This window comes from Sphingobium sp. OAS761 (genome assembly GCF_024168485.1).
Classification (GTDB): domain Bacteria; phylum Pseudomonadota; class Alphaproteobacteria; order Sphingomonadales; family Sphingomonadaceae; genus Sphingobium.
This window is the reverse complement of the sequence record NZ_JALJVY010000001.1, coordinates 184,944-205,695: the sequence shown is the minus strand read 5'-3', so window position 1 is coordinate 205,695 and position 20,752 is coordinate 184,944. Positions and strand designations below refer to the sequence as shown.

The window sequence follows — 20,752 nt, the reverse complement described above, 5'->3', positions numbered from 1 at the left end:
CAGGTGGGCCGCACAGACACATGATCGGACTCGTACTCGTCACCCATGGGTCGCTGGCGACCGAATTCGTCGTGGCCATGGAACATGTCGTGGGACCGCAGCAGCAGATCGAGACGATCTGCATCGGGCCGGACGACGACATGGAATTGCGCCGCGCGGACATCGCCACGGCGGTGGAGCGTGTCAACGACGGGTCCGGCGTCATCCTTCTGACCGACCTGTTCGGCGGGACGCCGTCCAACCTTGCCATTTCGCTGCTCAAGGCCGGCGAGATCGAGGTGATTGCGGGCATCAACCTGCCCATGCTGATCCGGCTGGAAAGCGCCCGCAAGGTGATGGACGTGCGCGCCGCCGTCGCCGCCGCGCGCGAGGCGGGGCAGAAATATATCAGCGTCGCGTCGGAACTGTTGGGCAGCACCACATGAACGAAATCAGCCGGGAAGTCCTTATCAGCAACAAGCGAGGCCTCCATGCCCGTGCCAGCGCCAAGTTCGTGACGCTCGCCAGCGGCCTGCCGGCAGACATCACCGTCAGCAAGGACGGCAATCATGTGACCGGCACGTCGATCATGGGACTGATGATGCTGGGTGCCGCCATGGGTGACAGTATCACGATCAAGGCCTCCGGCCCCGAAGCGGCCGATTCGCTTGGCAGGCTCGTCACCCTGGTCGAGGACAAGTTCGGCGAGGAGTGAATGGCCGCCCGGAGCGGCCGCTATTCCGGCCCGTCTGCGGCCACGCCCCGCATCCGGGTAAAGATATTCCATGTCGCGATGAACAGGGCGGCGATGACCGGACCGATGACGATCCCGTTGAAACCGAACATCTCGATCCCGCCCAAAGTGGAGATGAGCACCACATAGTCCGGAATGCGGGTATCGCGCCCGACCAGGATCGGGCGCAACACATTGTCGACCATGCCGATCACCAGCACGCCGCACGCCACCAGGACTACGCCCTGCCAGATCGATCCGGTGATCAGCAGATACAGCGCCACCGGCACCCAGACGAGGCCTGTGCCGATCGCCGGCAACAGGGAAAAGGCGCCCATCAGGACGCCCCACAGCAACGCGCCCTGGATGCCCAGTGCCCAGAACACGATGCCGCCGATCAATCCCTGCACGATGGCGACGACGATGCTGCCCTTGATCGTTGCGCGTATCACGATCACGAATTGTTGGATCAATGCTTCGCGTTGAGTGGCGCGCAACGGCGCGGCGGCCGATATGCGCCGCCCCAGATCGTCCCCGTCCCTCAACAGGAAGAAGGCGAGGTAGAGCATCACGCCCATTGCCATCAGGAAGCTGAATGCCCCCTGCCCTATCTGGAAAGCCTGCGACGCCAGCGTCCGGTAGCTGTTCGCCAGGCCCCGGCTCAGCATTTCGCGCGCGGCATCGAAATTGGTAAGTCCGACCCGGCTGAGATAGGGCCGCGCCCAGTCCGGCAGGCTGGTTTGCACGTCCGTGAAGATCCGCGCGAAGTTGATTTCGCCCGACTGCACCTTGCCGTAGAAATAGGCTGCTTCCTGCAACAGCGCCGCGCCCAGCACAAAGGCCGGGACGATCACGATGCCCAGAATCAGCAGCAGGGTCAGCAGCGCGGCGCCATTGGGATGCTTCGGCATCGCCGCCAATATCTGCCGGTTGACCGGCGCGAACAGGATCGCGGCGATGACGCCCCACAAAATAGCGGCGAAAAAGGGTTCGACCACCAATGCGAAGGCAATCGAGACGACCAGCACGAAGCCCAGGAAAAAGCCGTCCTCCAGCCGGGTGGTAACGGTGATGGCGGGGGGCGGAGAATCGTGGTTCATGGCCGATCCTTCGCAAAAATCCGCGGATAAATCTATGGTCCGAAGGGTGATTGCACTGGCCCCTGTCCTTTTACCCCGTCGCCCGGTAGAGAAGCCGCTTCATCCGCAAGGGAACGGGCAAGAGTGGCACGCGAAATCACCGGATTTTCCAACCCGCTGGTGAAACGCGTGCGGTCGTTGCGGGAAAAGAAATATCGCAAGGCCGAAGGGCTGTTCATCGCCGAAGGACTGCGCATCCTGACCGAAGCGCGCGAGGAAGGCGTGCTGCCTGAAATGCTGTTTCACGCCGGGTCGACACATCCTCTGGCGAGCGCGCTGATCGCGGCGATGGAGGCGGCGGGCGGCGATGTCATCGAAACGACGCCCGACATATTGTCCAAGATCAGCGGCAAGGACAATGCGCAGGCGGTGGTCGGCGTCTATCGCGACCGGCTTGCACCGCTCGAAACACTGGACCGCGGCAAGGCGGACATCTGGATCGTGGCCCAGTCGCTGCGCGATCCCGGCAATCTGGGCACCATATTGCGCACCGGCGACGCGGTCGGCGCGGGCGGCCTGATCCTGATCGACGATTGCGTCGATCCCTTCTCGGTCGAATCGGTGCGCGCCAGCATGGGGGCGCTCTTCACGCAATCGATCACGCAGGCCCGCTGGGGTGATTTCGTCGCCTGGCTGCGCGCCGGCCCCGGCGAACTGATCGGCACCAGCCTCAAGGCGGCGCGGGATTATCAGGAACCTCATTATGGCAGCCCCTGCTTCCTGCTCGTGGGCAATGAGGCGCAGGGCCTGCCCGAAAGCTACGAGGCCGAATGCGACCTGCTGGTGAAGATGCCGATGCTGGGAAAGGCGGACAGCCTGAACGCGGCGGTGGCGACGGCCGTCATGGCCTATGAGTTGCTGAACCAGAAGCGGCGCGGGTGAGCGGGCATTCCGGCGGCGGACAAGACGACAAGAGGGGGCGGGAAGACGTGACACGGACGAACGGCATCGGCGAAATGTGGCGGCACAAACGCGTACTGGCGGCCAGCCTGATCGGCACGGCGGTCGAATTCTACGACTTCTACATCTACGCCACCGCCGCCAGCCTGATCTTCCCATCTCTCTTCTTCCCGGCGTCCTCGCCTACCGCGCAGCTCATGGCCTCCTATGGCAGCCTCGCCCTCGCCTTCTTCGCGCGGCCGGTTGGGGCGGCGGTGTTCGGCCATTATGGCGACCGGATCGGCCGGAAGGCGACGCTGGTCACGTCGCTCATGCTGATGGGCGGCTGCACGCTGCTGATCGGGTTCCTGCCGACCTATGCCATGATCGGTTACTGGGCGCCGCTGATCCTTTGCCTGCTGCGCTTCGGCCAAGGGCTGGGGCTGGGCGGAGAATGGGGCGGCGCCGCGCTGCTGGCGGTGGAAAATGCCCCGCCCGGGTGGCGCGCGCGGTTCGGCATGTTCCCGCAGCTTGGCGCGCCGGTCGGCTTCATCGCCGCAAACGGCCTTTTCCTGCTGCTCGGCGTCCTTCTGACGGATGCGGACTTTTTCGCCTGGGGCTGGCGCCTCCCGTTCCTGGGCAGCGCGGTGCTGGTGATACTGGGCCTCTGGGTAAGGCTGAAACTGACCGAAACGCCTGAATTCACCGCCGCGCAGGCGGAAGCGCCGCCACCGACACTGCCGCTCGCGACCCTGCTGAGCGATCATCTGGGCGCGGCGATCGCCGGCACGTTCGCCGTCGTCGCCTGCTTCGCCGTCTATTATATCGCGACCGCTTTCGCGCTGGGCTATGGCACAACGGCGCTCAAGATCGACCGAGAGATTTTCCTGGCGATCCAGTTGGGTGCCATCCTGTTCATGGCGGCCGGCATCGTCATAGCGGGATGGTGGGCGGATCGCTCCAGCCCGACACGGGTGCTGGCATGGGGCTGCGTCGGCACGGTGGGCATGGGGTTGTTGTTCGGCCCGATGATAGGCACCGGCGCCCTGCTGCCCATCTTCCTGATCCTCTCGCTCGCGCTCCTGCTCATGGGTTTCGTCTACGGGCCGCTGGGCGCCTATCTGCCGGCGCTTTTCCCGGTAAGGCTGCGTTATACCGGCGCATCCTTTTCCTTCAATCTGGGCGGGATCATCGGCGGTGCGCTGGCCCCGATCGTTGCCACCTGGCTGATCGCGGTCCAGGGCGTTTCGCTGGTCGGACTTTACATGGCGGCGGCGGCGGCGATCAGCCTGGCGGGCCTGTGGTGGACCAGCCGCCACCCCTGAGTCATATCGGCTTGCGCATGAGGATCAGCGGCACGCCGCTATCGCTGAACGGGCGCACGTCGACAAAGCCGAAGCTGCGGTAGAGCGGCGCGCCCGCCATGGTGGCGGACAGTTCCAGCGCGGCGAAGCCTTCCGCCCGCGCGGCGGTTTCGCATAGCGACAGGATCAGCGTACCCACGCCTTTGCGGACATGATCGGGGTGCGTGTACATCGCCCGCACCTTCGCCGCGTCGGTCGCCGGATCGAGCATCCGGTCGTCGCGGCCGGCGCTGTGGTTGCCGCCATAGGCCGTTGCCCGCCGGCTCCACCCGCCGCACCCGGCGATGGCGCGGTCCGCCTCGACGACGAAATAGGTGCCATCCTCGATCAGGCGGCTGTCCAGCCCCATGAAGGCGTGGCTGGCCGCGATCTGATCGGGGGTCAGGAAATCGGCCTGCAACTGGTCGATGGCGCGGGTCATCAGGGCGCGCAGGGCAGGTTCGTCGGCGGCGGTGGCAAGGCGGTGGGTCAGCGGCATTTGCCCTGTGCTGCACAACCTTCTCGCCTTTTCAATCTCCATGCGAAGTCGTTCGACCGCATTCCCTGAAAGTCGACCCACCTGTATCATTTATGTTACAGTTAAAGAAAACATGCAGCGCCCGACAGCGTATCGTTGGCGGGTTGAGCTGCGCGGTCCGTTTCACATGTCAGCAATAAATCTAAATATGGCTGGGATGGATGGAAGGCCCATACACTAATGTAGGGGGCTATCGATGATCGACCGTTTATTTGCTCGTGGGCTGACCACGGCGCTGCTAGCGACTACAGCTCTTGCCGCCATGACGGCGCCGGCCTTCTCTCAAACGCCCGCCGCGCCGGAACTGGCGGCGGAAGACGATGCCGGAGCTACGATCGTGGTGTTGGGTACGCGCCGAACCGACAGGTCCGTGACCGATTCTGCCTCGCCAATCGACATTATCGGCGCGCAGGAGCTGAAGACCCAGCCGGCGGCGGACATGCTTGAAGTTCTCAAGAACATCGTGCCCAGCTTCAACGTCCCGCAAAATGCGATTTCCGATGCGTCCACCTTCGTCCGCTCGCCGTCCATTCGCGGCCTGGCGGGCGACATGACGCTGGTGATGATCAACGGCAAGCGTCTCAACCGGTCCGCGCTGGTCCAGGTCGCGGCGGGCGATCCGACCAACAATCTGTCGCAAGGCGCCGACCTTGCGGTCCTGCCCACCATCGCCTTCGGCAACCTCCAGATCCTGCGCGAAGGCGCGACCGCACAATATGGTACCGACGCTATCGCCGGCGTGCTGAACTATACGCTGCGTGAGGATGAAGGCGTCGAGTTGAGTACCCGTTACGGCCAGTTCTATGATGGCGGCGGCGACGGCAAGGCGCGTCAGATTGCAGGCTATGCCGGCTTCAAGCTCGGTGATCGCGGTTTCATCTCGTTCGCGGGTGAATATAACAAGGACGACGGCACGATCCGCAACGCGACCCGTCCGAACGCCGTGCTTTTCGAGCAGGCGCACCCGGAACTGGCCTCCCAACTTCCTAACTATCCAAATCCGGTGCAGATCTTCGGCAATTCACCGTCCGAGGGCTGGAAGGCCACCGTCAACGCCAGCTATGATGTGACCGACGCGACCAAGATCTACGCGTTCGGCAACTTCGCGCATTCGAAGATCACCCAGAGCTTCAACTACCGTCCCGTGGAAACCTTTTCCGCGACGGACACCGCCGGCGTCGTGCGCCCCCAGACGCGCAACAGCGCCTTTGCCCATCCGATCTATCTGACGCCCTGTCCGGCTGGCAACGCCACCTGCCCGGCAGGCGGCTTCGTCAAGGATGGCAATACCTATTCCTTCTCCAGCCTCTATCCTGCCGGTTTCACGCCGCAGTTCGTGGGTGTGAAGGATCAGGCGTTCGGCGTGGCGGGCATCAAGGGCGACCTGCTCGAAAATCTGACGTTCGACGTTTCTGGCTCGCTCAGCCGCAACGCGCTCACCCTGTCGATGTTTGACTCGCTCAGCCCGTCCTATGGGCCGGATTCGCAGACCTCGTTCAAGTTCGGATCGCTCATTCAGAAGGAAACCAATCTGAATGCCGATTTCGTCTACTCGCTCGACGCGGGGCTCTCCAGTCCGGTAACGATCGCGTTCGGCGCCGAATATCGTAAGGAAACCTACACCGCGACCGAGGGCGATCCGCAATCCTATGGCATCGGGCCCTATTACAGTCAGGCTCTGTATGTCGAAACCGCGCCGGGGGTGTTCGTCGCCGATTCCACGGTCACCATGCCCGTCGGTGCGAGCGGCTATGGCGGCACCAGCCCGGACGCCGCAGGCAGCTATTCGCAGCATAATATCGCCGGTTACCTCAGCGTGGAAGCCGACCTGACCGATACCTTCTCGGTCGGCGTGGCCGGTCGCTATGAGGATTACAACACCTTTGGCAGCACCACCGTCGGCAAGGTGAACGCGCTTTGGAAAGCCCTGCCCACGCTCTCCGTCCGCGGCACGGTCGGCACCGGCTACCACGCGCCTTCGCCGGGGCAGAGCAACGTCCAGATCCTGACGACCGCCTTCACCAACGGACTTCAGGTGCAGACCGGCACCTATCCGGTGTCCAGCCCGATCTCGCAATATTATGGCGCGACGGCGTTGAAGCCGGAAAAATCGACCAACTACGGCCTTGGCTTCGTCTTCACGCCGATGCCGTCGCTGACGTTCACGCTGGACGGCTACTGGATCAAGATCAAGGATCGCATCGGGACATCGAAGACATACAGTGTGCTGCCGGAGCATATCGCTGAGCAGCCTGCCCTGCTGGCCGTGGGTGTAGGTGGCGACGTGCAATATCCCACCAGCGCCTATGACTCGCGCACGGCCGGTATCGACTTTGTCGGAACCTACCGCACCGGTCTTGGCGATGGCAAGCTCAACCTGACGCTCGCCTACAACTATAACGAAACGAAGGTGACCAAATATAATACGGAGATCATCAGCCCGTCGCAGAAAAAGGATATTGAAGGCACTATCCCCAAGCATCGCGCGACCTTCACCGCAAATTATGCGATCGGCGACTTCACGATTACCGGGCGCGAAAACTTCTACGGTCCATTTGGTCTGGAAGACGCTTTCCCGGGTCAGACTTTCGGTTCGAAGTTCACGACGGACATAGAGGTCAGCTACACCATCGCTGAACATTATACGTTGGCAGTGGGTGCGACCAACCTGTTCAACACCTATCCGGACAAGATCAAGTCAATTGTTCAGCCTGATGGCAGCGTCCCCAACCCTATCTACGTGCTGACCAACAGCCTGTCCAACGGGCAGGTCTATCCCAACAGCGGCGGTCCTTTCGGCGCCAATGGCGGCTTCTGGTATGCTCGCCTGAAGGTGAAGATCTGATAGCCAGCATGACACAAAAAGAAATCGGGCGCCTTTCGGCGCCCGATTTTTTATGTCCGATTGCGAAGCGGTGAAGAAGGCGCTGGCCGCGCCTTCAGCATCCAGCCTTTCAACCTTCGCGGGTCTCGCGACGCTCGGCGATGCGAGCGCGCTTGCCGGTGCGGCCGCGCAGATAGTAAAGCTTCGCGCGACGCACGACGCCGCGGCGAACGACGGTGATCGAATCGAGGTTGGGCGAATAGAGCGGGAAAACGCGCTCCACGCCTTCGCCGAACGAAATCTTGCGCACGGTGAAGTTCGAACCCATGCCCTTGTTCGAGCGCGCGATGCACACGCCCTCGAAATTCTGGACGCGGCTGCGGTCGCCTTCAACGACCTTCACGCCGACGCGCAGCGTGTCGCCGGGGCGAAATTCGGGAATGTCCTTGCCGAGGGCGGCGATGTTTTCCGCCTCGATCTGCTGGATGATGTTCATGTGACGTCAGTCCTTGGTCGTTCGTTGCGTACCAGAGGGCGACTGGTCCCGAACGCCGATGTGGCGCTCCCAAAGGTCCGGCCGCCTTAGCCGTGTATCATCCTCCGCCTTTTGTTTCCGCCAGGCGGCGATCTTCGCATGATCCCCCGATCGCAACACTTCAGGGATCGCGCGCCCCTCCCATTCCACCGGGCGGGTATAATGCGGATATTCAAGGAGCCCCGTTTCAAAGGATTCCTCGACTCCGCTGGAAGCCGCGCCCATTACACCGGGAAGCAGCCGGACGCAAGCATCGAGCAACAGCAGCGCCGCCATTTCTCCGCCCGACAGGATGATGTCGCCCATCGACACCTGTTCGATCGGGCGCGCGTCGAAAATCCGCTCGTCAAACCCTTCGAACCGGCCGCACAGGATGGTAACGCCCGGCCCTGCCGCCAGCGCGCGCACCCGCGCCTGCGTGATCGGGCGGCCGCGCGGCGTCATGGCAAGGATCGGCAGGTCGGAACGACGCTCCAGCGCGTGGTCCACCGCCCTGGCCACTATGTCGGCGCGCAACACCATGCCCGCGCCGCCCCCTGCGGGCGTATCATCCACCGTGCGATGGCGATCTGTGGCGAAATCGCGAATATGAACGGGATCGCAGCTCCATGTCCCCTCGCCCAGCGCGCGCCCCGCCAGCGACACGCCGAGCGGGCCGGGAAACATCTCCGGATAGAGCGTCAGTATCTGGGCCGCAAAGCTCACCGGCGCCGCGACCTTAGGCGAGCGGCGGAAAAGCCGCCGGCCAGGCTGACGATGCCGCAAACCAGCAATGTCAGGCCGATGCCTCTCAACACGTCGGACCATGGACTGCCCCGGTGCATCATTGCCGGGATAAGGAACATCAGCGGCATGGGAAGGACCAGCGTGACGGCCACGAGCCACTTCACCCCTTTCGTCCAGCCGACAAGCCACAGCCGCCATCCCGCCGCGACCAGGAACAGCAGATAGGCGCATAGCAGGATTTGCGGGACGATGGGCATGGACGCCGCTTAGGCGATACGATCCAAGGCGTCCAGCCACGGCACGGTCAGGGCGCCTTCGCCTCCAGCTTCAGTTCCTGGATCTGCGCCGTCGACGTCGGGGCGAGCAGCAGGGTGCCGGTCACCCGTCCCTTGTCGCACGACCAGGTAAAGCTGCCCGACAGATTTCCGGTCGCGGTCACGGGCGCGTTCGTGTCGCACGCGCCCGCTTCGTCCCGCAGCGCGGCAAGCTTGCGCGCCCAGCCATCGGCATCCCTGTCCATCAGGAAGTTCATGGCGAGACCCGCGCGCTCGCCACGCGCATCGCCCGCTGCGTAGATGCGTCCGGCAACGGCATAGTCCTCTGCAAGCAGGGGCGTCACGGGCGTCGCGCGGGCGATCAGCGCGCCGGCCTGCTTCAAGGCAATGGCCGCGTCCCACGCCGGACCCGATCCCCCATTATAGGTGCGGTTGGTGAAGACGAATATCCCCACGCCATAATCGGGCATCAACATCATATGGCTGCCATAGCCGGGATAGCCGCCGCCATGGGCCAGGGTCAGGCCCAGGTCGCAATCCTGCGCGATGCGCATGCCAAAGCCATAGGCCGATGCCAGCCGGCAGGCGGTGGCACCGCTCCTGCCATTGCGCTGGGCGATGGCGACATGGTTGCTGCCTTCGCTCAGCATCCGCACGGATGCCCGCGACACCGGGCCGGTGTCGGCATCGTCACGCGGTGGCCATGCCGACAGCAGGAAGGCGACCCAGCGGGCATAATCGTTCGCACTGGTCTGAAGTCCGCCCATGGCGCCGAACGCGCCGTCGCCCATGGTGGGCTCCTCCTTCCAGCGCCCGTCCTCCCAGCGATAGCCGATGGCCCGCCGCTCTACCGGCCATTCGCCCACCGCATAGCCGCTGGATGTCATCTCCAGCGGCGTCAACAGGCTGCGCTCGACAAACCGGCGATAAGACATGCCTGACACAGTGGCGATGATCCGGCCCAGCAGCGCGAAGCCGAAATTGCTATATTCATATCGCGTCGCGGGGCTGGAACTGAACGGAATGCCTGCGGCGAGCATCCGGGTGAATTCCCCTTCCGGCAACGGGGTCTGGCGATCGCCCCAGGGATTGTCGTCGACGAGACCCGCGCTGTGCGTCAGCAGGTCGCGAATGCGAATATGCGGGCTGTCCTTCGTGGGATAGGTCCAGCCGCGCATCTCGGGGACATATTTCTCCGCCAGGTCGTCCAGCCCGATCTTTCCCTGTTCCCGCAATTTCAGGATGGAAAGCGCGGTGAACGCCTTGGTCATCGACGCGATGCGGAACAGGCTGTCGGGCGTGACCTGGCGGTTATGCACCAGGTCCTGCACGCCAAAACCCTTCACATGGACCAGATGCCCGTCCGCCACGATGCCGTAGATCAGGCCGGGGCTGTGGCTGTCGACCTGAAAGTCGTGGAACAGCCGGTCGAGTTCCGGGACGGTCTGTTCGATTCTGCGCTCATCGGCCGCGCGTGCCGGCGCGACGCCCAGGCCAAGGCAGGACAGGGTCATGAAAAACAGGCGGACGGATGGGCGCATGGACGATATCCCCGGACAGGAATTGCCACCATGGCACGCTGACGTGTTACCGCAAGAGGTGGCCCGGGCGTGTCAGTCCGTGAAGGCCGCCTCGATCACGGCGCCCCGTTCGTTCAGCGTCACGACATGCATCGGTGCCATGAAACGCTTGCCCGGCTTGTCGCCAACGGGGGGACGCTGCACCTCGATGATGTCGCCCGCGCCGAAATTCTCTACCGCGACGATGTCGCCCAGCGGCTCGCCGGTGCTGGACGTGCAGGAAAGACCGATCAGGTCGGCATGATAATATTCGCCCTCGCCCAGTGGCGGCAGGGCGGAACGCGGCACCGTTAGCGGGGTGCCACGCAGGGACTCGGCCGCGCCGCGATCGCCGATCTCGGCGAAGCGGGCGACCGCGCCATTGGGGCCGGGCCGTACCGACTTCAACGTCAGCATTCGCCCGGCCGCATCGAAGCTCGTGTAGCTTCTGAGGCTTTCAGCCCCCTCGCCAAACAGCTTCAGGCGGACCTCGCCCGTCACCCCATGCGCGCCGATGATCGCCGCAAGCGTGACGGGCTGGTCCTTCAAGGGGTTTAGCCCTCGGCCTGCTCGGCGGCAGCTTCCTCGGCCGGCGCCTCTTCGGCGGCAGGCTCTTCAGCCGGCGCGTTGGCGGCTTCTTCGGCAGCCTTGCGGGCTTCCTCGGCCTCGGCCAGCTTGGCGGCGCGATCCTCGGCGCGATCCTTGGCCTTCTGGCCCGGCTCCGCCTTGTTGGGGTTGTTGCGCGCGGCGCGCTCCTTCACGCCGGCGGCGTCCAGGAAGCGGGCAACGCGGTCGGTCGGCTGCGCGCCGGCGGCGACCCAGTGCTTCGCCCGCTCGACATCCAGGATGACGCGCTTTTCGTCGCCCTTGGGCAGGACGGGATTGTAGCTGCCGATGCGTTCGATGAACTTGCCGTCACGCGGCGCGCGGCTGTCGGCCACGACAATGCGGTAATAGGGGCGCTTCTTGGAGCCGCCACGCGACAGACGAATGGAAGTTGCCATGGGTAGTTCTTGCCTTTCTATTCTAAACCAATCTGTTGAAACTGCTTATTTCTTCATGAAATTCTGAAAGCCCGGCGGCAGGTTGGGCGCGCCCAGGCCGGGCATGCCCTGCGGCGGCGCGCCGCCACCGCCCAGCATCCCGTCAAGCCCGCCCCCGCCGAACATCTTGGCCAGCCCTTTCAGGCCGCCCATCTTGCGGATCTTCTTCATCGCCGTTTCCATTTCCTGATGCATTTTCAGGAGCCGGTTGACGTCCTGCACCGTGCGGCCGGACCCCTTGGCGATGCGGATCTTGCGCTTGGCGTTGATCAGAGCGGGCTTTTCCCGCTCCTTGGGCGTCATGGAGCCGATCATCGCATCCAGATGGACCAGCGTCTTGTCGTTGGCGCCGCTATTGGCCATTGCCGCCTGCGCCTTCTTGAGGCCGGGCAGCATGCCCGCCAGCGCGCCCAGCCCGCCCATGCGGCGCATCTGATTGAGTTGGCTGCGCAGGTCGTTCATGTCGAACTGACCCTTGGCCATCTTCTTGGCCAGCTTGTCGGCTTCCTCGGCGTCGATCGTCTCCGCCGCCTTCTCGACCAGGCTGACGACATCGCCCATGCCCAGAATGCGCTGGGCCACGCGGCCGGGATGGAACACCTCGATCGCGTCCAGCTTCTCGCCGGTGCCCGCGAACTTGATCGGGCGGCCGGTAACGGCGCGCATCGACAGTGCCGCGCCACCGCGCGCATCGCCGTCCATGCGGGTCAGCACGACCCCGGTCAGCGGAACCTGGCTGGTAAAGCTCGTCGCCACATTGACCGCGTCCTGCCCGGTCAGCGAATCGACGACCAGCAGGATTTCCGCCGGGGTCGCGACATCGGCGACCGCCTTCATTTCGTCCATCAGTGCCTGATCGACGTGCAGGCGCCCGGCGGTGTCGAGCATCACCACGTCGAAGCCCTGGAGCTTCGCCGCCTGAAGCGCGCGCTTGGCGATGTCGACCGGCTGCTGCCCCGCGACGATCGGCAGCGTCGCCACATCGGTCTGCGTGCCGAGCACGGCAAGCTGTTCCTGCGCGGCGGGACGCTGGACGTCGAGCGACGCCATCAGCACCTTCTTGCGCTCTTTCTCCTTCAGCCGCTTGGCGATCTTCGCGGTCGACGTGGTCTTGCCCGACCCCTGAAGGCCGACCATCATGATGACGGCCGGCGGGGACACATCGATCATCAGGTCGGATGTTTCGGCGCCCAGCGTCTCCGTCAGGGTATCCGACACGATCTTGACGACCATCTGCCCCGGCGTGACGGAGCGCAGCACGTCGCTGCCGACGGCCTTTTCGGTCGCCTGATCGACGAACTGTCGCACCACCGGCAACGCGACGTCAGCTTCCAGCAGCGCGATTCGCACCTCGCGCATCGCGGCGCGGACATCGTCCTCCGTCAGCGCACCGCGCCCACGCAGCTTGTCGAATACCCCGCCCAGACGATCGCTTAGCGAATCGAACATCATCACCTCATTCGGGCCGAAAGGCCCTAAAAACCTGCTCACCCATCAAACGACAAAATCGCCGGCGGGCGAAACCTCGCCGGCCAGCGTCCATCCGATACCCCTTATGGGCGTCATGGAGTCGTCAAAGGTCGGGCGGCACGCCACCCGATATGCAACGCGCCCTTTAAACCAGCAGGCACGCCTTTGCAACCTGCAAGCGACCGATCAGGATTGCGCTTTGAGATAATCGATGATCGCTTGCCGCTGCGGCTTGCGGGACATGGGCGGCGCGGCCGGAATTGGACTATGGGCCTGTCAGACGGTCAGGGCGCGAGCGCCGCCGCCAGCGCCATAAGGGGCGGCGTTCCGGCGAGCAACGGCACGCCCACCCCCTCCACGACGATGACCGCGGCGCCGATTGCATAGGCCGGATGCACGCGCCGCCGCGTGATCAGGTCATGGGCCATCCCGATCGCGACGTAGACCAGTTGCGATCCCATCACGGCCGGGCCGGCCATCTGCCCCAGCAGGTCCATCGGCAGCACCCGGCCGAAAGCCGGGCCGATCAGCGCGATCATGGCGCACAGCATCAACCTTTTGTGCCAGTCCGTGATTCGGCGCAGGCGCAAGGCCGGAACCAGCAGCGCGAGGAACGCGATCAGTTCCAGCGCGCTGAGCGACAGGAAAATCTCCGGCGTGAAGAAAGACGGCACCCGCCCAAGCCTGACGGCCATCACCGCCGTCACCACGCCCAGCGGCACCATCGCGGCGGCGAGGCCGGTCGCCGTCCAGCCGAGCCGCCGATGCAGCGCGATCGTCCCGCGATGCGCCAGCAGTGCCTGCGCGACGAACAGCAGCGTCCAGGCCACGAACACCGCGCCATGGACATGCACCCAATAAGGCACGGTCGCCACGTCGACATTGCCGCGCAATGCCCATGAACCGAAACCGCCGATCACCGTCACGGCGATCGCCAGCGCCATGAAAACGAAAAATGCCTGATCGTTCGTCCTCGCGGCGGAACGCGCCATGGACGATTCGAGACGCGAATGCATCGAATGCCTCCTCACATGATCTTCGCGCGGCCCGATGCTCAGGTTATCACGCCTGCCGTAACAGAATTTCGACCGCCGGGCGACAGGCAGCGGCATATGCCTTTGGTCGAAAGGGACGGGTTGCGCCCAGACCCGCTATGCGTCAGCACAATAGGGGCAAAAGACGGGGAGCATGAAGGTCATGAGCTGGACACGCCGCAAGCCGATGGAGGCGATGATGCCTGCGCAGGCGGATCACAAACTCGCGCGCACCCTGTCCTGGCCGCATCTGCTGGCGCTGGGCGTCGGCGCGATCGTGGGCACCGGCATATTGACGCTGATCGGCGTGGGCGCCGACCGGGCCGGGCCCGCCGTGCTGCTATCCTTCGCCATTGCAGGTGCGATCTGCGCCTGCGCGGCGCTCGCCTATGCCGAACTCTCGACCATGATGCCGGCGGCGGGCAGCGCCTACAGCTACTCCTATGTGGTGCTGGGCGAAGGCATCGCCTGGATCGTGGGGTGGTCGCTGATCCTGGAATATAGCCTCGTGGTGTCGACCGTGGCGGTCGGCTGGTCCGGCTATGCCGGGCCGCTGCTGACGCCGCTGGGTTTTCCTGAATTGCTGACCAAAGGGCCGGAACTGGGCGGCCTTGTGAACGTGCCGGCGATCTTCATCATCGCCGTCGTCGCCAGCCTGCTGATGTTCGGGACGCAGGAAAGCGCAAGGCTCAACACCATCCTCGTCCTTATCAAGATCGCGACCCTGAGCCTGTTCGTCGCTGTCGCCCTGCCCGCGTTCGATGCTCAGAATCTTCAGCCCTTCATGCCCTTCGGCTTTGCCAAGCATATGGCGCCGGACGGAGTCGAGCGCGGCGTCATGGCGGCGGCCGCCATCATCTTCTTCGCCTTTTACGGCTTCGACGCGATCTCGACGGCGGCGGAAGAAGCCAAGAATCCGGATCGCGACCTTGCCATCGGCATCGTCGGGTCATTGATCGCCTGCACGCTCATCTACGTGCTCGTCGCCGCCGCCGCGGTCGGCGCCCTGCCCTTCACCCGTTTTGCCGACAGCCCCGAACCACTGGCGCTGATCCTGCGCGAAATGGGGCAGGGCACGGTCGCACGGGTCGTTGCGGTGGCGGCCGTCATCGCGCTGCCGACCGTGTTGCTGGGCTTCCTCTACGGTCAGAGCCGCATCTTCCTGGTCATGGCGCGCGACGGCTTCCTGCCGCAGGGCCTCGCCAAAATCTCCAGGCGCGGCACGCCAGCGCGGATCACGCTAGTCACGGCCATATTGGTCGCGATCATCGCCGGGCTGCTGCCGATCGATGAGATCGCCGCGCTGGCGAACGCCGGCACGCTGATCGCCTTCACGTCGGTCGGCCTGTGCCTGCTGGTGCTGCGCCGTCGCCTCCCCGACATGCGTCGCCCCTTCCGCACGCCTGCCGCCTGGTTCGTCGGGCTGGGCGCGATGGGCGGCTGCGCCTATCTGTTCATCAGCCTGCCGATGCAGACGATATTGGCCTGCCTGGGGTGGAATGCCGTGGGGCTGGTCGTGTATTTTCTCTATGGGCAGAAGCGGGCGAGCGCCGCAAAATAAGGAACTGGAATTGAGTGCCATACTGGCCGCGACACTTGTTCCGGCAATGCCGGCAAAGTCGCCCGCATATTGGGTGAGCGACAACGACTATCCTTCAGGTGCGCTGCAGCGGAAGGAGGAAGGGCCGGTCGCATTTTCCCTTCTCATCGCGCCGAACGGGCGCATTGCCAACTGCATGATCACGCAGACCAGCGGCTTTGCGGATTTGGACGAACGAACCTGTGCCATGATCGCTTCACGCGGTCGCTTCAAAGCGGCGAGGGACGAAAATGCCGCTGCGACATACGGCTCTTATAGAGGACTGCTGTCCTGGCGCCTTCCCGGCAAGCTAGGCGGCCCATCCTATCGCTAGGTGCCCCCCGTTGATATGACATTGCAAGTCAAGCGCTCGCCCGGCGGAGCGCAGGAGGAGCGCGTAACGCTGACTACCAAGTTCGATCCAACTGGAAATGTGACCGCTTGCCAACAGTTCAACCCGGATAAATCGTCCGCAAAACTGGTCGAGGTCGCATGCCAGCAGGCAAAGCAATTCTATAGCTCAGTCACTGCCGACGCCGATGGGCGGCCAGTGCCTGTGGTGCAGCAACTCATTGTCAAATTCCAGGTCGCGGCACCATAAGCCCGGACTCGCCTTTCTGCTCCATCCCCACTACATGCGCCCCCATCATGGGACGCTTTTCGAAAATGCATGGCCTGGGCAATGATTTCGTCGTGATCGACGCGCGCGCGCAGCCTGTCGACATGACCGAAGCGCGCGCCCGCGCCATTGCCGACCGCCATGCGGGGATTGGCTGCGACCAGCTGATCCTGATCGGCGCTGCCGACGATGCCGACGTTTCCATGCGCATCTTCAACGCCGATGGCAGCGAGGTGGAGGCCTGCGGCAATGCGACCCGCTGCGTTCCCCTGTTCGTCGGCCGTGACGTCACCATCCGCACCAGGGCAGGCCTGCTCGACGCGAAGGCAGTCGAGGGTGGGGCCAGCGTCGACATGGGCGCGCCCCGCTTCGACTGGGACGCCATCCCCCTTGCCTATGCCATGGACACGCTGACAATGGGAGCAAGCTGGGAAGACCTGCCCGCGCCCGCCGCCGTCAATGTCGGCAACCCCCATGTCGTGTTCTTCGTGGACGATCTGGACAGTGTGAACTTCGACCGGCTGGGGCCGCTGATCGAACATGACCCGCTGTTTCCCGCCCGTGTGAACGTCAACTTCGCGCAGGTCGTCGCCGACGATCATATCCGCCTTGTCGTGTGGGAACGCGGCGCCGGCCTTACCCGCGCCTGCGGCACCGGTGCCTGCGCCACGGCCGTCGCCGCCGTCCGCCGCAAGCTGATGAAAGGCCCGGTCACGGTCAGCCTGCCCGGCGGCAATCTGATCATCGCATGGACGCCGGGCGGCACGATTTCCATGACCGGCCCGGCTACCCACGTCTTCGACGGCGAAGCCGACTGGTCGCGCTTCTGACCGTCATGACCGGTCCTGAAATCATCACCATGGGTTGCCGCCTCAACATCGCGGAGAGTGAGGCGATCCGGGATATGGCGGCAGGACAGGACGACCTGATCGTCGTCAACAGCTGCGCCGTGACGGCCGAAGCGGTCCGCCAGACCCGGCAGGCAATCCGCCGTGCCCGGCGCGATCGCCCCGACGCCCGCATTCTGGTCACCGGCTGCGCCGCACAGACCGAGCCCCAGACCTTCGCCGCCATGGCCGAGGTGGACGGGGTGATCGGCAACCGCGAGAAGAGGGAGGCCACCGCCTTCGCGCCCGCAAGTCAGAAGGTTCGGGTCGCCGACATCATGGCCGTGCGCGACACGGCGCCGCACATGGCCAGCGCCTTCGCCGATTATGCCCGGGCTTTCCTGGAGGTGCAGAATGGCTGCGACCATCGCTGTACCTTCTGCATCATCCCCTATGGCCGCGGGAACAGCCGGTCGGTGCCCGCCGGCGCGGTGATCGACAAGGCGAAGCAACTCGTCGATGCCGGCTACCGCGAGATTGTGCTGACCGGCGTCGACGTCACCAGCTACGGCCCGGATTTGCCCGGCGCGCCCTCGCTCGGCCTGCTGGTCGAGCGCATATTGAAGGGCGTGCCCGACCTCCCCCGGCTGCGCCTTTCCTCTATCGACAGCGTGGAGATTGACGACCGGCTGTTCGACCTGATCGCCCATGAGCCGCGCATGATGCCGCATCTGCACCTGTCCCTGCAGGCGGGCGACGACCTGATCCTGAAGCGCATGAAGCGTCGCCACAGCCGTGCCGATGCTTTTGCCATCGTGGAGCGGGTGAAGGCCGCCCGCCCCGACATCAGCATCGGCGCGGACATCATCGCGGGCTTCCCGACCGAGGACGAGGCGATGTTCGCGAACAGCCTGACACTGGTCGAGGAATGCGACATCGTTCACGGCCATGTCTTTCCCTATTCCCCGCGTCAGGGCACCCCTGCCGCGGGGATGCCGCAGGTCGACCGCGCAACCGTCAAGGCCCGCGCCGCGCGCCTGCGCGATGCCTGCGCGGCGCGGCGAGACCGCTGGCTGCGCAGCCTGATCGGCACGGTGCAGTCCGTGCTGGTGGAACGGAGCGGCGCCAGCGGCCACGCCGAAAATTTCGCACCGGTGCGTTTCATCGCCGCGCAAGGCCCGTCCTCGATCGTCCGCGCGACCATCACGGGACTTGAGAAGGGCGTCCTGATCGCGCAAGAGGCGGCATAATGAGCGAAGACACTGGCAATAGCTGGCGCGACCGCCTCTTCGGGGGCCTGAAGCGCACATCCGACCGCCTGGGCGAAAATCTGTCCGGTCTGTTCAAGACGACGCTCGACGACCAGACCCTCGACGAGATCGAGGAAGCGCTGATCATGACCGACCTGGGCCCGGCCATGGCCGCGCGGGTCCGTGATCGTCTGGCGGCGGGGCGCTACAACCGCGAGATCACAGAGGAATATCTGCGCGAGATTATCGCGGAAGAAATCGAGAAGGTGCTGGCCCCGGTCGCAAGACCGCTGGAGATCGAGGCGTTCCCGCGTCCCCAGGTCATTCTGGTCATCGGCGTCAACGGATCGGGCAAGACCACGACCATCGCCAAGCTGGCCAATAATTTCCTGGAGCAGGATTATGGCGTGATGCTGGCGGCGGGCGACACGTTCCGTGCGGCCGCCATCGGGCAGCTCAAGATATGGGCCGACCGGCTGGGCGTGCCCATCGTCGCGGGCAAGGAAGGCGGCGACGCGGCGGGCGTCGTGTTCGACGCGGTGAAACAGGCGACGGCGACCGGCATCGACGTGCTGATCGTCGACACTGCCGGCCGTCTCCAGAACAAGAGCGAGCTCATGGACGAACTGGCCAAGGTCCGCCGCGTGCTCGGCCGGTTGAACCCGGCCGCCCCGCACGACGTTGTGCTGGTACTGGATGCCACCACGGGACAAAATGCATTGAACCAGATCGAAGTTTTCAAGGAAACCGCGCAGGTGACAGGGCTGGTCATGACCAAGCTGGACGGCACGGCGCGCGGGGGCATGCTCGTCGCGGCGGCGGAGAAATATAAGCTGCCGATCCACGCCATCGGCGTGGGCGAGAAGATAGAGGATCTGCGTCCCTTCGAGCCCGGCGACATGGCCAGGGCCATTGCGGGGATGGCCTATGCCCGCTGACGCCGGGAAGCCCGCCCATAACGGTACGCTCAGCCTGGCGCTCGATTTCGGCCCGCTGCTCGTCTTTTTCCTGACCTACAAGGGTGCCGGCTGGTTCTGGGGGGCGGCCAATCCCATCACGGCGATGACGTTCGGCACGGCCGCGTTCATGCTGTCCATCATCGTGGCCGTCGTCGTGTCGAAGGTGAAGCTGGGCCGCGTGTCGCCGATGCTGTGGCTCTCGGCTTTGCTGATCCTCTTTTTCGGCGGCCTGACCATCTATTTTCACGACCAGCGCTTCATCCAGTTGAAGCCCACCATCATCTACGCCTTTTTCGCGCTGATGCTGTTTGCGGGCCTGATGCGTGGCCAGCCGCTGCTCAAATATCTGCTTCAGGCCGCCTATGACGGCCTGACGCACGAAGGCTGGCTGAAACTGTCGCGCAACTGGGCGATTTTCTTCGTCGCCATGGCTATCGCCAATGAAGCGATGCGGCGATCGATGAGCTTCGACGCCTGGCTGGCGGTCAAGGTGTGGGGAGTCACGATCGTGTCTGTCGTCTTCGCCGCGGCCAACATCCCGATGCTGATGCGCCACGGCCTGTCGCTGGGCGAGGAGCCCGCATCCGAAGAGATCGGCGAGACGACCCCGCCGCAAGGCTAATTTCTGAGATCGTTTCGCAATAGGCATATCCCCCTTTCAATCCCTGCCGCCGTGCGCATATGGGAGGGGCGGCCGGCTTGCAGCCATGTCCCGATCATTGAACAAAGCGGCAGTTCCAACCGTTGAGCCGCCGTTCCCAACATATTCCCGAGGAGTAGCACCATGGCCTTCGTTCTGCCCGATCTGCCCTATGCCAAGGATGCCTTCGGCGACATATTGTCCGCCGAAACCTTCGACTATCACCATGGCAAGCATCACAACGCCTATGTGGTAAAGGCCAATGAACTGGTCGCCGCCGATGCGAGCCTTCAGGGCAAGTCGCTGGTCGAACTCATCAAATCGTCCAAGGGCGGCCTGTTCAACCAGGTGGGCCAGATCTGGAACCACACCTTCTACTGGAACTCGCTCTCGCCCACAAAAACAGCGCCGACCGGCGACCTGCTCGCGAAGATCGAGGAAGCGTTCGGGTCCGTTGACGCACTGATCGACAAGCTGAAGGCGGAGGCCGTGGGCCATTTCGCCAGCGGTTGGGCAGCGCTTGTCCTGAAGGACGGCAAGCTTGAAGTGACCAGCTATCACGACGCCGACACGCCGGTCGCACATGATGGCCATGCGCCGCTGCTGATCCTCGATGTGTGGGAACATGCCTATTATATCGACTATCGCAACGCCCGCCCCAACTATGCGGAACGGGTTCTCAAGGAAGCGATCAACTGGGATTTCGCGGCCCTGAACCTGGACGGGGAAGGCGTAAGCCGCGCCGATCAGCCGGCCTGATAACAACGAGAATAAAAGGGGCGGCGGCGTAAGGCGCCGCCC

The 20,752-nt window shown here is 64.2% G+C and carries 23 protein-coding genes; 13 read left to right on the top strand and 10 right to left on the bottom strand.

The genetic code is table 11. The features are described from left to right. Positions 1-20: 20 nt before the first annotated feature. Positions 21-425 carry a PTS sugar transporter subunit IIA gene (locus J3E64_RS01065; protein ID WP_253338698.1) on the top strand — a complete coding sequence of 135 codons (405 nt, stop codon included), beginning with the start codon at positions 21-23 and terminating at the stop codon, positions 423-425. Further along, positions 422-694, top strand: a complete 273-nt coding sequence (locus J3E64_RS01060) for an HPr family phosphocarrier protein (RefSeq protein ID WP_253338696.1) — start codon at positions 422-424, stop codon at positions 692-694. Before J3E64_RS01065 ends, J3E64_RS01060 begins: the two co-directional genes overlap by 4 nt. A gap of 20 nt (positions 695-714) precedes the next feature. On the opposite strand, the gene J3E64_RS01055 is transcribed toward J3E64_RS01060, so the two are convergent. Continuing rightward, positions 715-1,812, bottom strand: coding sequence for an AI-2E family transporter (locus tag J3E64_RS01055; RefSeq protein WP_253338693.1), 1,098 nt, complete (start codon positions 1,810-1,812; stop codon positions 715-717). Positions 1,813-1,935: 123 nt separating this feature from the next. On the opposite strand from J3E64_RS01055, the gene J3E64_RS01050 reads away from it, so the two are divergent. Then, entirely contained in the window at positions 1,936-2,733 is a 798-nt protein-coding gene (locus J3E64_RS01050) for an RNA methyltransferase (RefSeq protein WP_253338685.1), read from the top strand. A gap of 74 nt (positions 2,734-2,807) precedes the next feature. Beyond that, positions 2,808-4,055: an MFS transporter gene (locus J3E64_RS01045; protein WP_253339370.1), complete on the top strand. Its 1,248-nt coding sequence runs from the start codon at positions 2,808-2,810 to the stop codon at positions 4,053-4,055. 1 nt (position 4,056) lies between these two features. Here the strand turns inward: J3E64_RS01045 and J3E64_RS01040 are convergent, their stop codons facing one another. Next, on the bottom strand, positions 4,057-4,572 hold the full coding sequence (locus J3E64_RS01040; RefSeq protein ID WP_253338683.1) for a GNAT family N-acetyltransferase: 516 nt from the start codon (positions 4,570-4,572) through the stop codon (positions 4,057-4,059). A gap of 235 nt (positions 4,573-4,807) precedes the next feature. On the opposite strand from J3E64_RS01040, the gene J3E64_RS01035 reads away from it, so the two are divergent. Then, positions 4,808-7,456, top strand: a complete 2,649-nt coding sequence (locus J3E64_RS01035) for a TonB-dependent siderophore receptor (RefSeq protein WP_253338681.1) — start codon at positions 4,808-4,810, stop codon at positions 7,454-7,456. Between the two features lie 109 nt (positions 7,457-7,565). Here the strand turns inward: J3E64_RS01035 and rplS are convergent, their stop codons facing one another. The 8 genes from rplS to J3E64_RS00995 form a co-directional block, all read right to left on the bottom strand. Further along, a complete protein-coding gene (gene rplS / locus J3E64_RS01030; RefSeq protein WP_253338679.1) occupies positions 7,566-7,931 on the bottom strand; it encodes a 50S ribosomal protein L19 in 366 nt (121 codons plus the stop codon). Between the two features lie 6 nt (positions 7,932-7,937). Continuing rightward, positions 7,938-8,675 carry a tRNA (guanosine(37)-N1)-methyltransferase TrmD gene (gene trmD / locus J3E64_RS01025; protein WP_253338677.1) on the bottom strand — a complete coding sequence of 246 codons (738 nt, stop codon included), beginning with the start codon at positions 8,673-8,675 and terminating at the stop codon, positions 7,938-7,940. Continuing rightward, positions 8,672-8,953: a hypothetical protein gene (locus J3E64_RS01020; protein ID WP_253338675.1), complete on the bottom strand. Its 282-nt coding sequence runs from the start codon at positions 8,951-8,953 to the stop codon at positions 8,672-8,674. Before J3E64_RS01020 ends, trmD begins: the two co-directional genes overlap by 4 nt. Positions 8,954-9,000: 47 nt before the next feature. Continuing rightward, positions 9,001-10,512, bottom strand: coding sequence for a serine hydrolase (locus tag J3E64_RS01015; protein WP_253338673.1), 1,512 nt, complete (start codon positions 10,510-10,512; stop codon positions 9,001-9,003). A 72-nt stretch (positions 10,513-10,584) separates the two neighbouring features. After that, positions 10,585-11,079 carry a ribosome maturation factor RimM gene (gene rimM / locus J3E64_RS01010; protein WP_253338671.1) on the bottom strand — a complete coding sequence of 165 codons (495 nt, stop codon included), beginning with the start codon at positions 11,077-11,079 and terminating at the stop codon, positions 10,585-10,587. Between the two features lie 5 nt (positions 11,080-11,084). After that, a complete protein-coding gene (rpsP, locus tag J3E64_RS01005; protein ID WP_253338669.1) occupies positions 11,085-11,534 on the bottom strand; it encodes a 30S ribosomal protein S16 in 450 nt (149 codons plus the stop codon). Between the two features lie 45 nt (positions 11,535-11,579). Further along, on the bottom strand, positions 11,580-13,025 hold the full coding sequence (gene ffh / locus J3E64_RS01000; RefSeq protein ID WP_253338667.1) for a signal recognition particle protein: 1,446 nt from the start codon (positions 13,023-13,025) through the stop codon (positions 11,580-11,582). A 302-nt stretch (positions 13,026-13,327) separates the two neighbouring features. Further along, a complete protein-coding gene (locus J3E64_RS00995; RefSeq protein WP_253338665.1) occupies positions 13,328-14,059 on the bottom strand; it encodes a hypothetical protein in 732 nt (243 codons plus the stop codon). A gap of 181 nt (positions 14,060-14,240) precedes the next feature. Between J3E64_RS00995 and J3E64_RS00990 the strand changes: the two genes are divergently transcribed. From J3E64_RS00990 to J3E64_RS00955, 8 genes are all read left to right on the top strand, one after another. Next, a complete protein-coding gene (locus J3E64_RS00990; RefSeq protein ID WP_253338663.1) occupies positions 14,241-15,638 on the top strand; it encodes an amino acid permease in 1,398 nt (465 codons plus the stop codon). 73 nt (positions 15,639-15,711) lie between these two features. After that, positions 15,712-15,990: a TonB family protein gene (locus J3E64_RS00985; RefSeq protein ID WP_253338661.1), complete on the top strand. Its 279-nt coding sequence runs from the start codon at positions 15,712-15,714 to the stop codon at positions 15,988-15,990. 15 nt (positions 15,991-16,005) lie between these two features. Further along, positions 16,006-16,257 carry a hypothetical protein gene (locus J3E64_RS00980; RefSeq protein ID WP_253338659.1) on the top strand — a complete coding sequence of 84 codons (252 nt, stop codon included), beginning with the start codon at positions 16,006-16,008 and terminating at the stop codon, positions 16,255-16,257. Positions 16,258-16,304: 47 nt separating this feature from the next. Continuing rightward, positions 16,305-17,105, top strand: coding sequence for a diaminopimelate epimerase (dapF, locus tag J3E64_RS00975; protein WP_253338658.1), 801 nt, complete (start codon positions 16,305-16,307; stop codon positions 17,103-17,105). A gap of 5 nt (positions 17,106-17,110) precedes the next feature. Then, on the top strand, positions 17,111-18,352 hold the full coding sequence (gene mtaB, locus J3E64_RS00970; RefSeq protein WP_253338656.1) for a tRNA (N(6)-L-threonylcarbamoyladenosine(37)-C(2))-methylthiotransferase MtaB: 1,242 nt from the start codon (positions 17,111-17,113) through the stop codon (positions 18,350-18,352). Next, positions 18,352-19,290, top strand: a complete 939-nt coding sequence (ftsY, locus tag J3E64_RS00965; RefSeq protein ID WP_253338654.1) for a signal recognition particle-docking protein FtsY — start codon at positions 18,352-18,354, stop codon at positions 19,288-19,290. The genes mtaB and ftsY overlap by 1 nt, the downstream gene beginning before the upstream one ends. Then, positions 19,280-19,933: a septation protein IspZ gene (gene ispZ, locus J3E64_RS00960; protein WP_253338652.1), complete on the top strand. Its 654-nt coding sequence runs from the start codon at positions 19,280-19,282 to the stop codon at positions 19,931-19,933. Before ftsY ends, ispZ begins: the two co-directional genes overlap by 11 nt. Before the next feature lie 162 nt (positions 19,934-20,095). Further along, positions 20,096-20,710 (top strand): superoxide dismutase, encoded by a 615-nt coding sequence (locus J3E64_RS00955; RefSeq protein WP_253338648.1) that lies wholly within the window; start codon positions 20,096-20,098, stop codon positions 20,708-20,710. The last annotated feature ends 42 nt before the right edge of the window (positions 20,711-20,752 follow it).

Excerpts from the sequence above, each read along its gene's own strand:
- J3E64_RS01065 (WP_253338698.1), top strand. The coding sequence starts at position 21 with ATGATCGGACTCGTACTCGTCACCCATGGGTCGCTGGCGACCGAATTC.
- J3E64_RS01060 (WP_253338696.1), top strand. The coding sequence starts at position 422 with ATGAACGAAATCAGCCGGGAAGTCCTTATCAGCAACAAGCGAGGCCTC.
- J3E64_RS01055 (WP_253338693.1), bottom strand. The coding sequence starts at position 1,812 with ATGAACCACGATTCTCCGCCCCCCGCCATCACCGTTACCACCCGGCTG.
- J3E64_RS01045 (WP_253339370.1), top strand. The coding sequence starts at position 2,808 with ATGTGGCGGCACAAACGCGTACTGGCGGCCAGCCTGATCGGCACGGCG.
- J3E64_RS01040 (WP_253338683.1), bottom strand. The coding sequence starts at position 4,572 with ATGCCGCTGACCCACCGCCTTGCCACCGCCGCCGACGAACCTGCCCTG.
- J3E64_RS01035 (WP_253338681.1), top strand. The coding sequence starts at position 4,808 with ATGATCGACCGTTTATTTGCTCGTGGGCTGACCACGGCGCTGCTAGCG.
- rplS (WP_253338679.1), bottom strand. The coding sequence starts at position 7,931 with ATGAACATCATCCAGCAGATCGAGGCGGAAAACATCGCCGCCCTCGGC.
- J3E64_RS01020 (WP_253338675.1), bottom strand. The coding sequence starts at position 8,953 with ATGCCCATCGTCCCGCAAATCCTGCTATGCGCCTATCTGCTGTTCCTG.
- J3E64_RS01015 (WP_253338673.1), bottom strand. The coding sequence starts at position 10,512 with ATGCGCCCATCCGTCCGCCTGTTTTTCATGACCCTGTCCTGCCTTGGC.
- rpsP (WP_253338669.1), bottom strand. The coding sequence starts at position 11,534 with ATGGCAACTTCCATTCGTCTGTCGCGTGGCGGCTCCAAGAAGCGCCCC.
- ffh (WP_253338667.1), bottom strand. The coding sequence starts at position 13,025 with ATGATGTTCGATTCGCTAAGCGATCGTCTGGGCGGGGTATTCGACAAG.
- J3E64_RS00995 (WP_253338665.1), bottom strand. The coding sequence starts at position 14,059 with ATGCATTCGCGTCTCGAATCGTCCATGGCGCGTTCCGCCGCGAGGACG.
- J3E64_RS00990 (WP_253338663.1), top strand. The coding sequence starts at position 14,241 with ATGAGCTGGACACGCCGCAAGCCGATGGAGGCGATGATGCCTGCGCAG.
- J3E64_RS00980 (WP_253338659.1), top strand. The coding sequence starts at position 16,006 with ATGACATTGCAAGTCAAGCGCTCGCCCGGCGGAGCGCAGGAGGAGCGC.
- dapF (WP_253338658.1), top strand. The coding sequence starts at position 16,305 with ATGGGACGCTTTTCGAAAATGCATGGCCTGGGCAATGATTTCGTCGTG.
- mtaB (WP_253338656.1), top strand. The coding sequence starts at position 17,111 with ATGACCGGTCCTGAAATCATCACCATGGGTTGCCGCCTCAACATCGCG.
- ftsY (WP_253338654.1), top strand. The coding sequence starts at position 18,352 with ATGAGCGAAGACACTGGCAATAGCTGGCGCGACCGCCTCTTCGGGGGC.
- ispZ (WP_253338652.1), top strand. The coding sequence starts at position 19,280 with ATGCCCGCTGACGCCGGGAAGCCCGCCCATAACGGTACGCTCAGCCTG.
- J3E64_RS00955 (WP_253338648.1), top strand. The coding sequence starts at position 20,096 with ATGGCCTTCGTTCTGCCCGATCTGCCCTATGCCAAGGATGCCTTCGGC.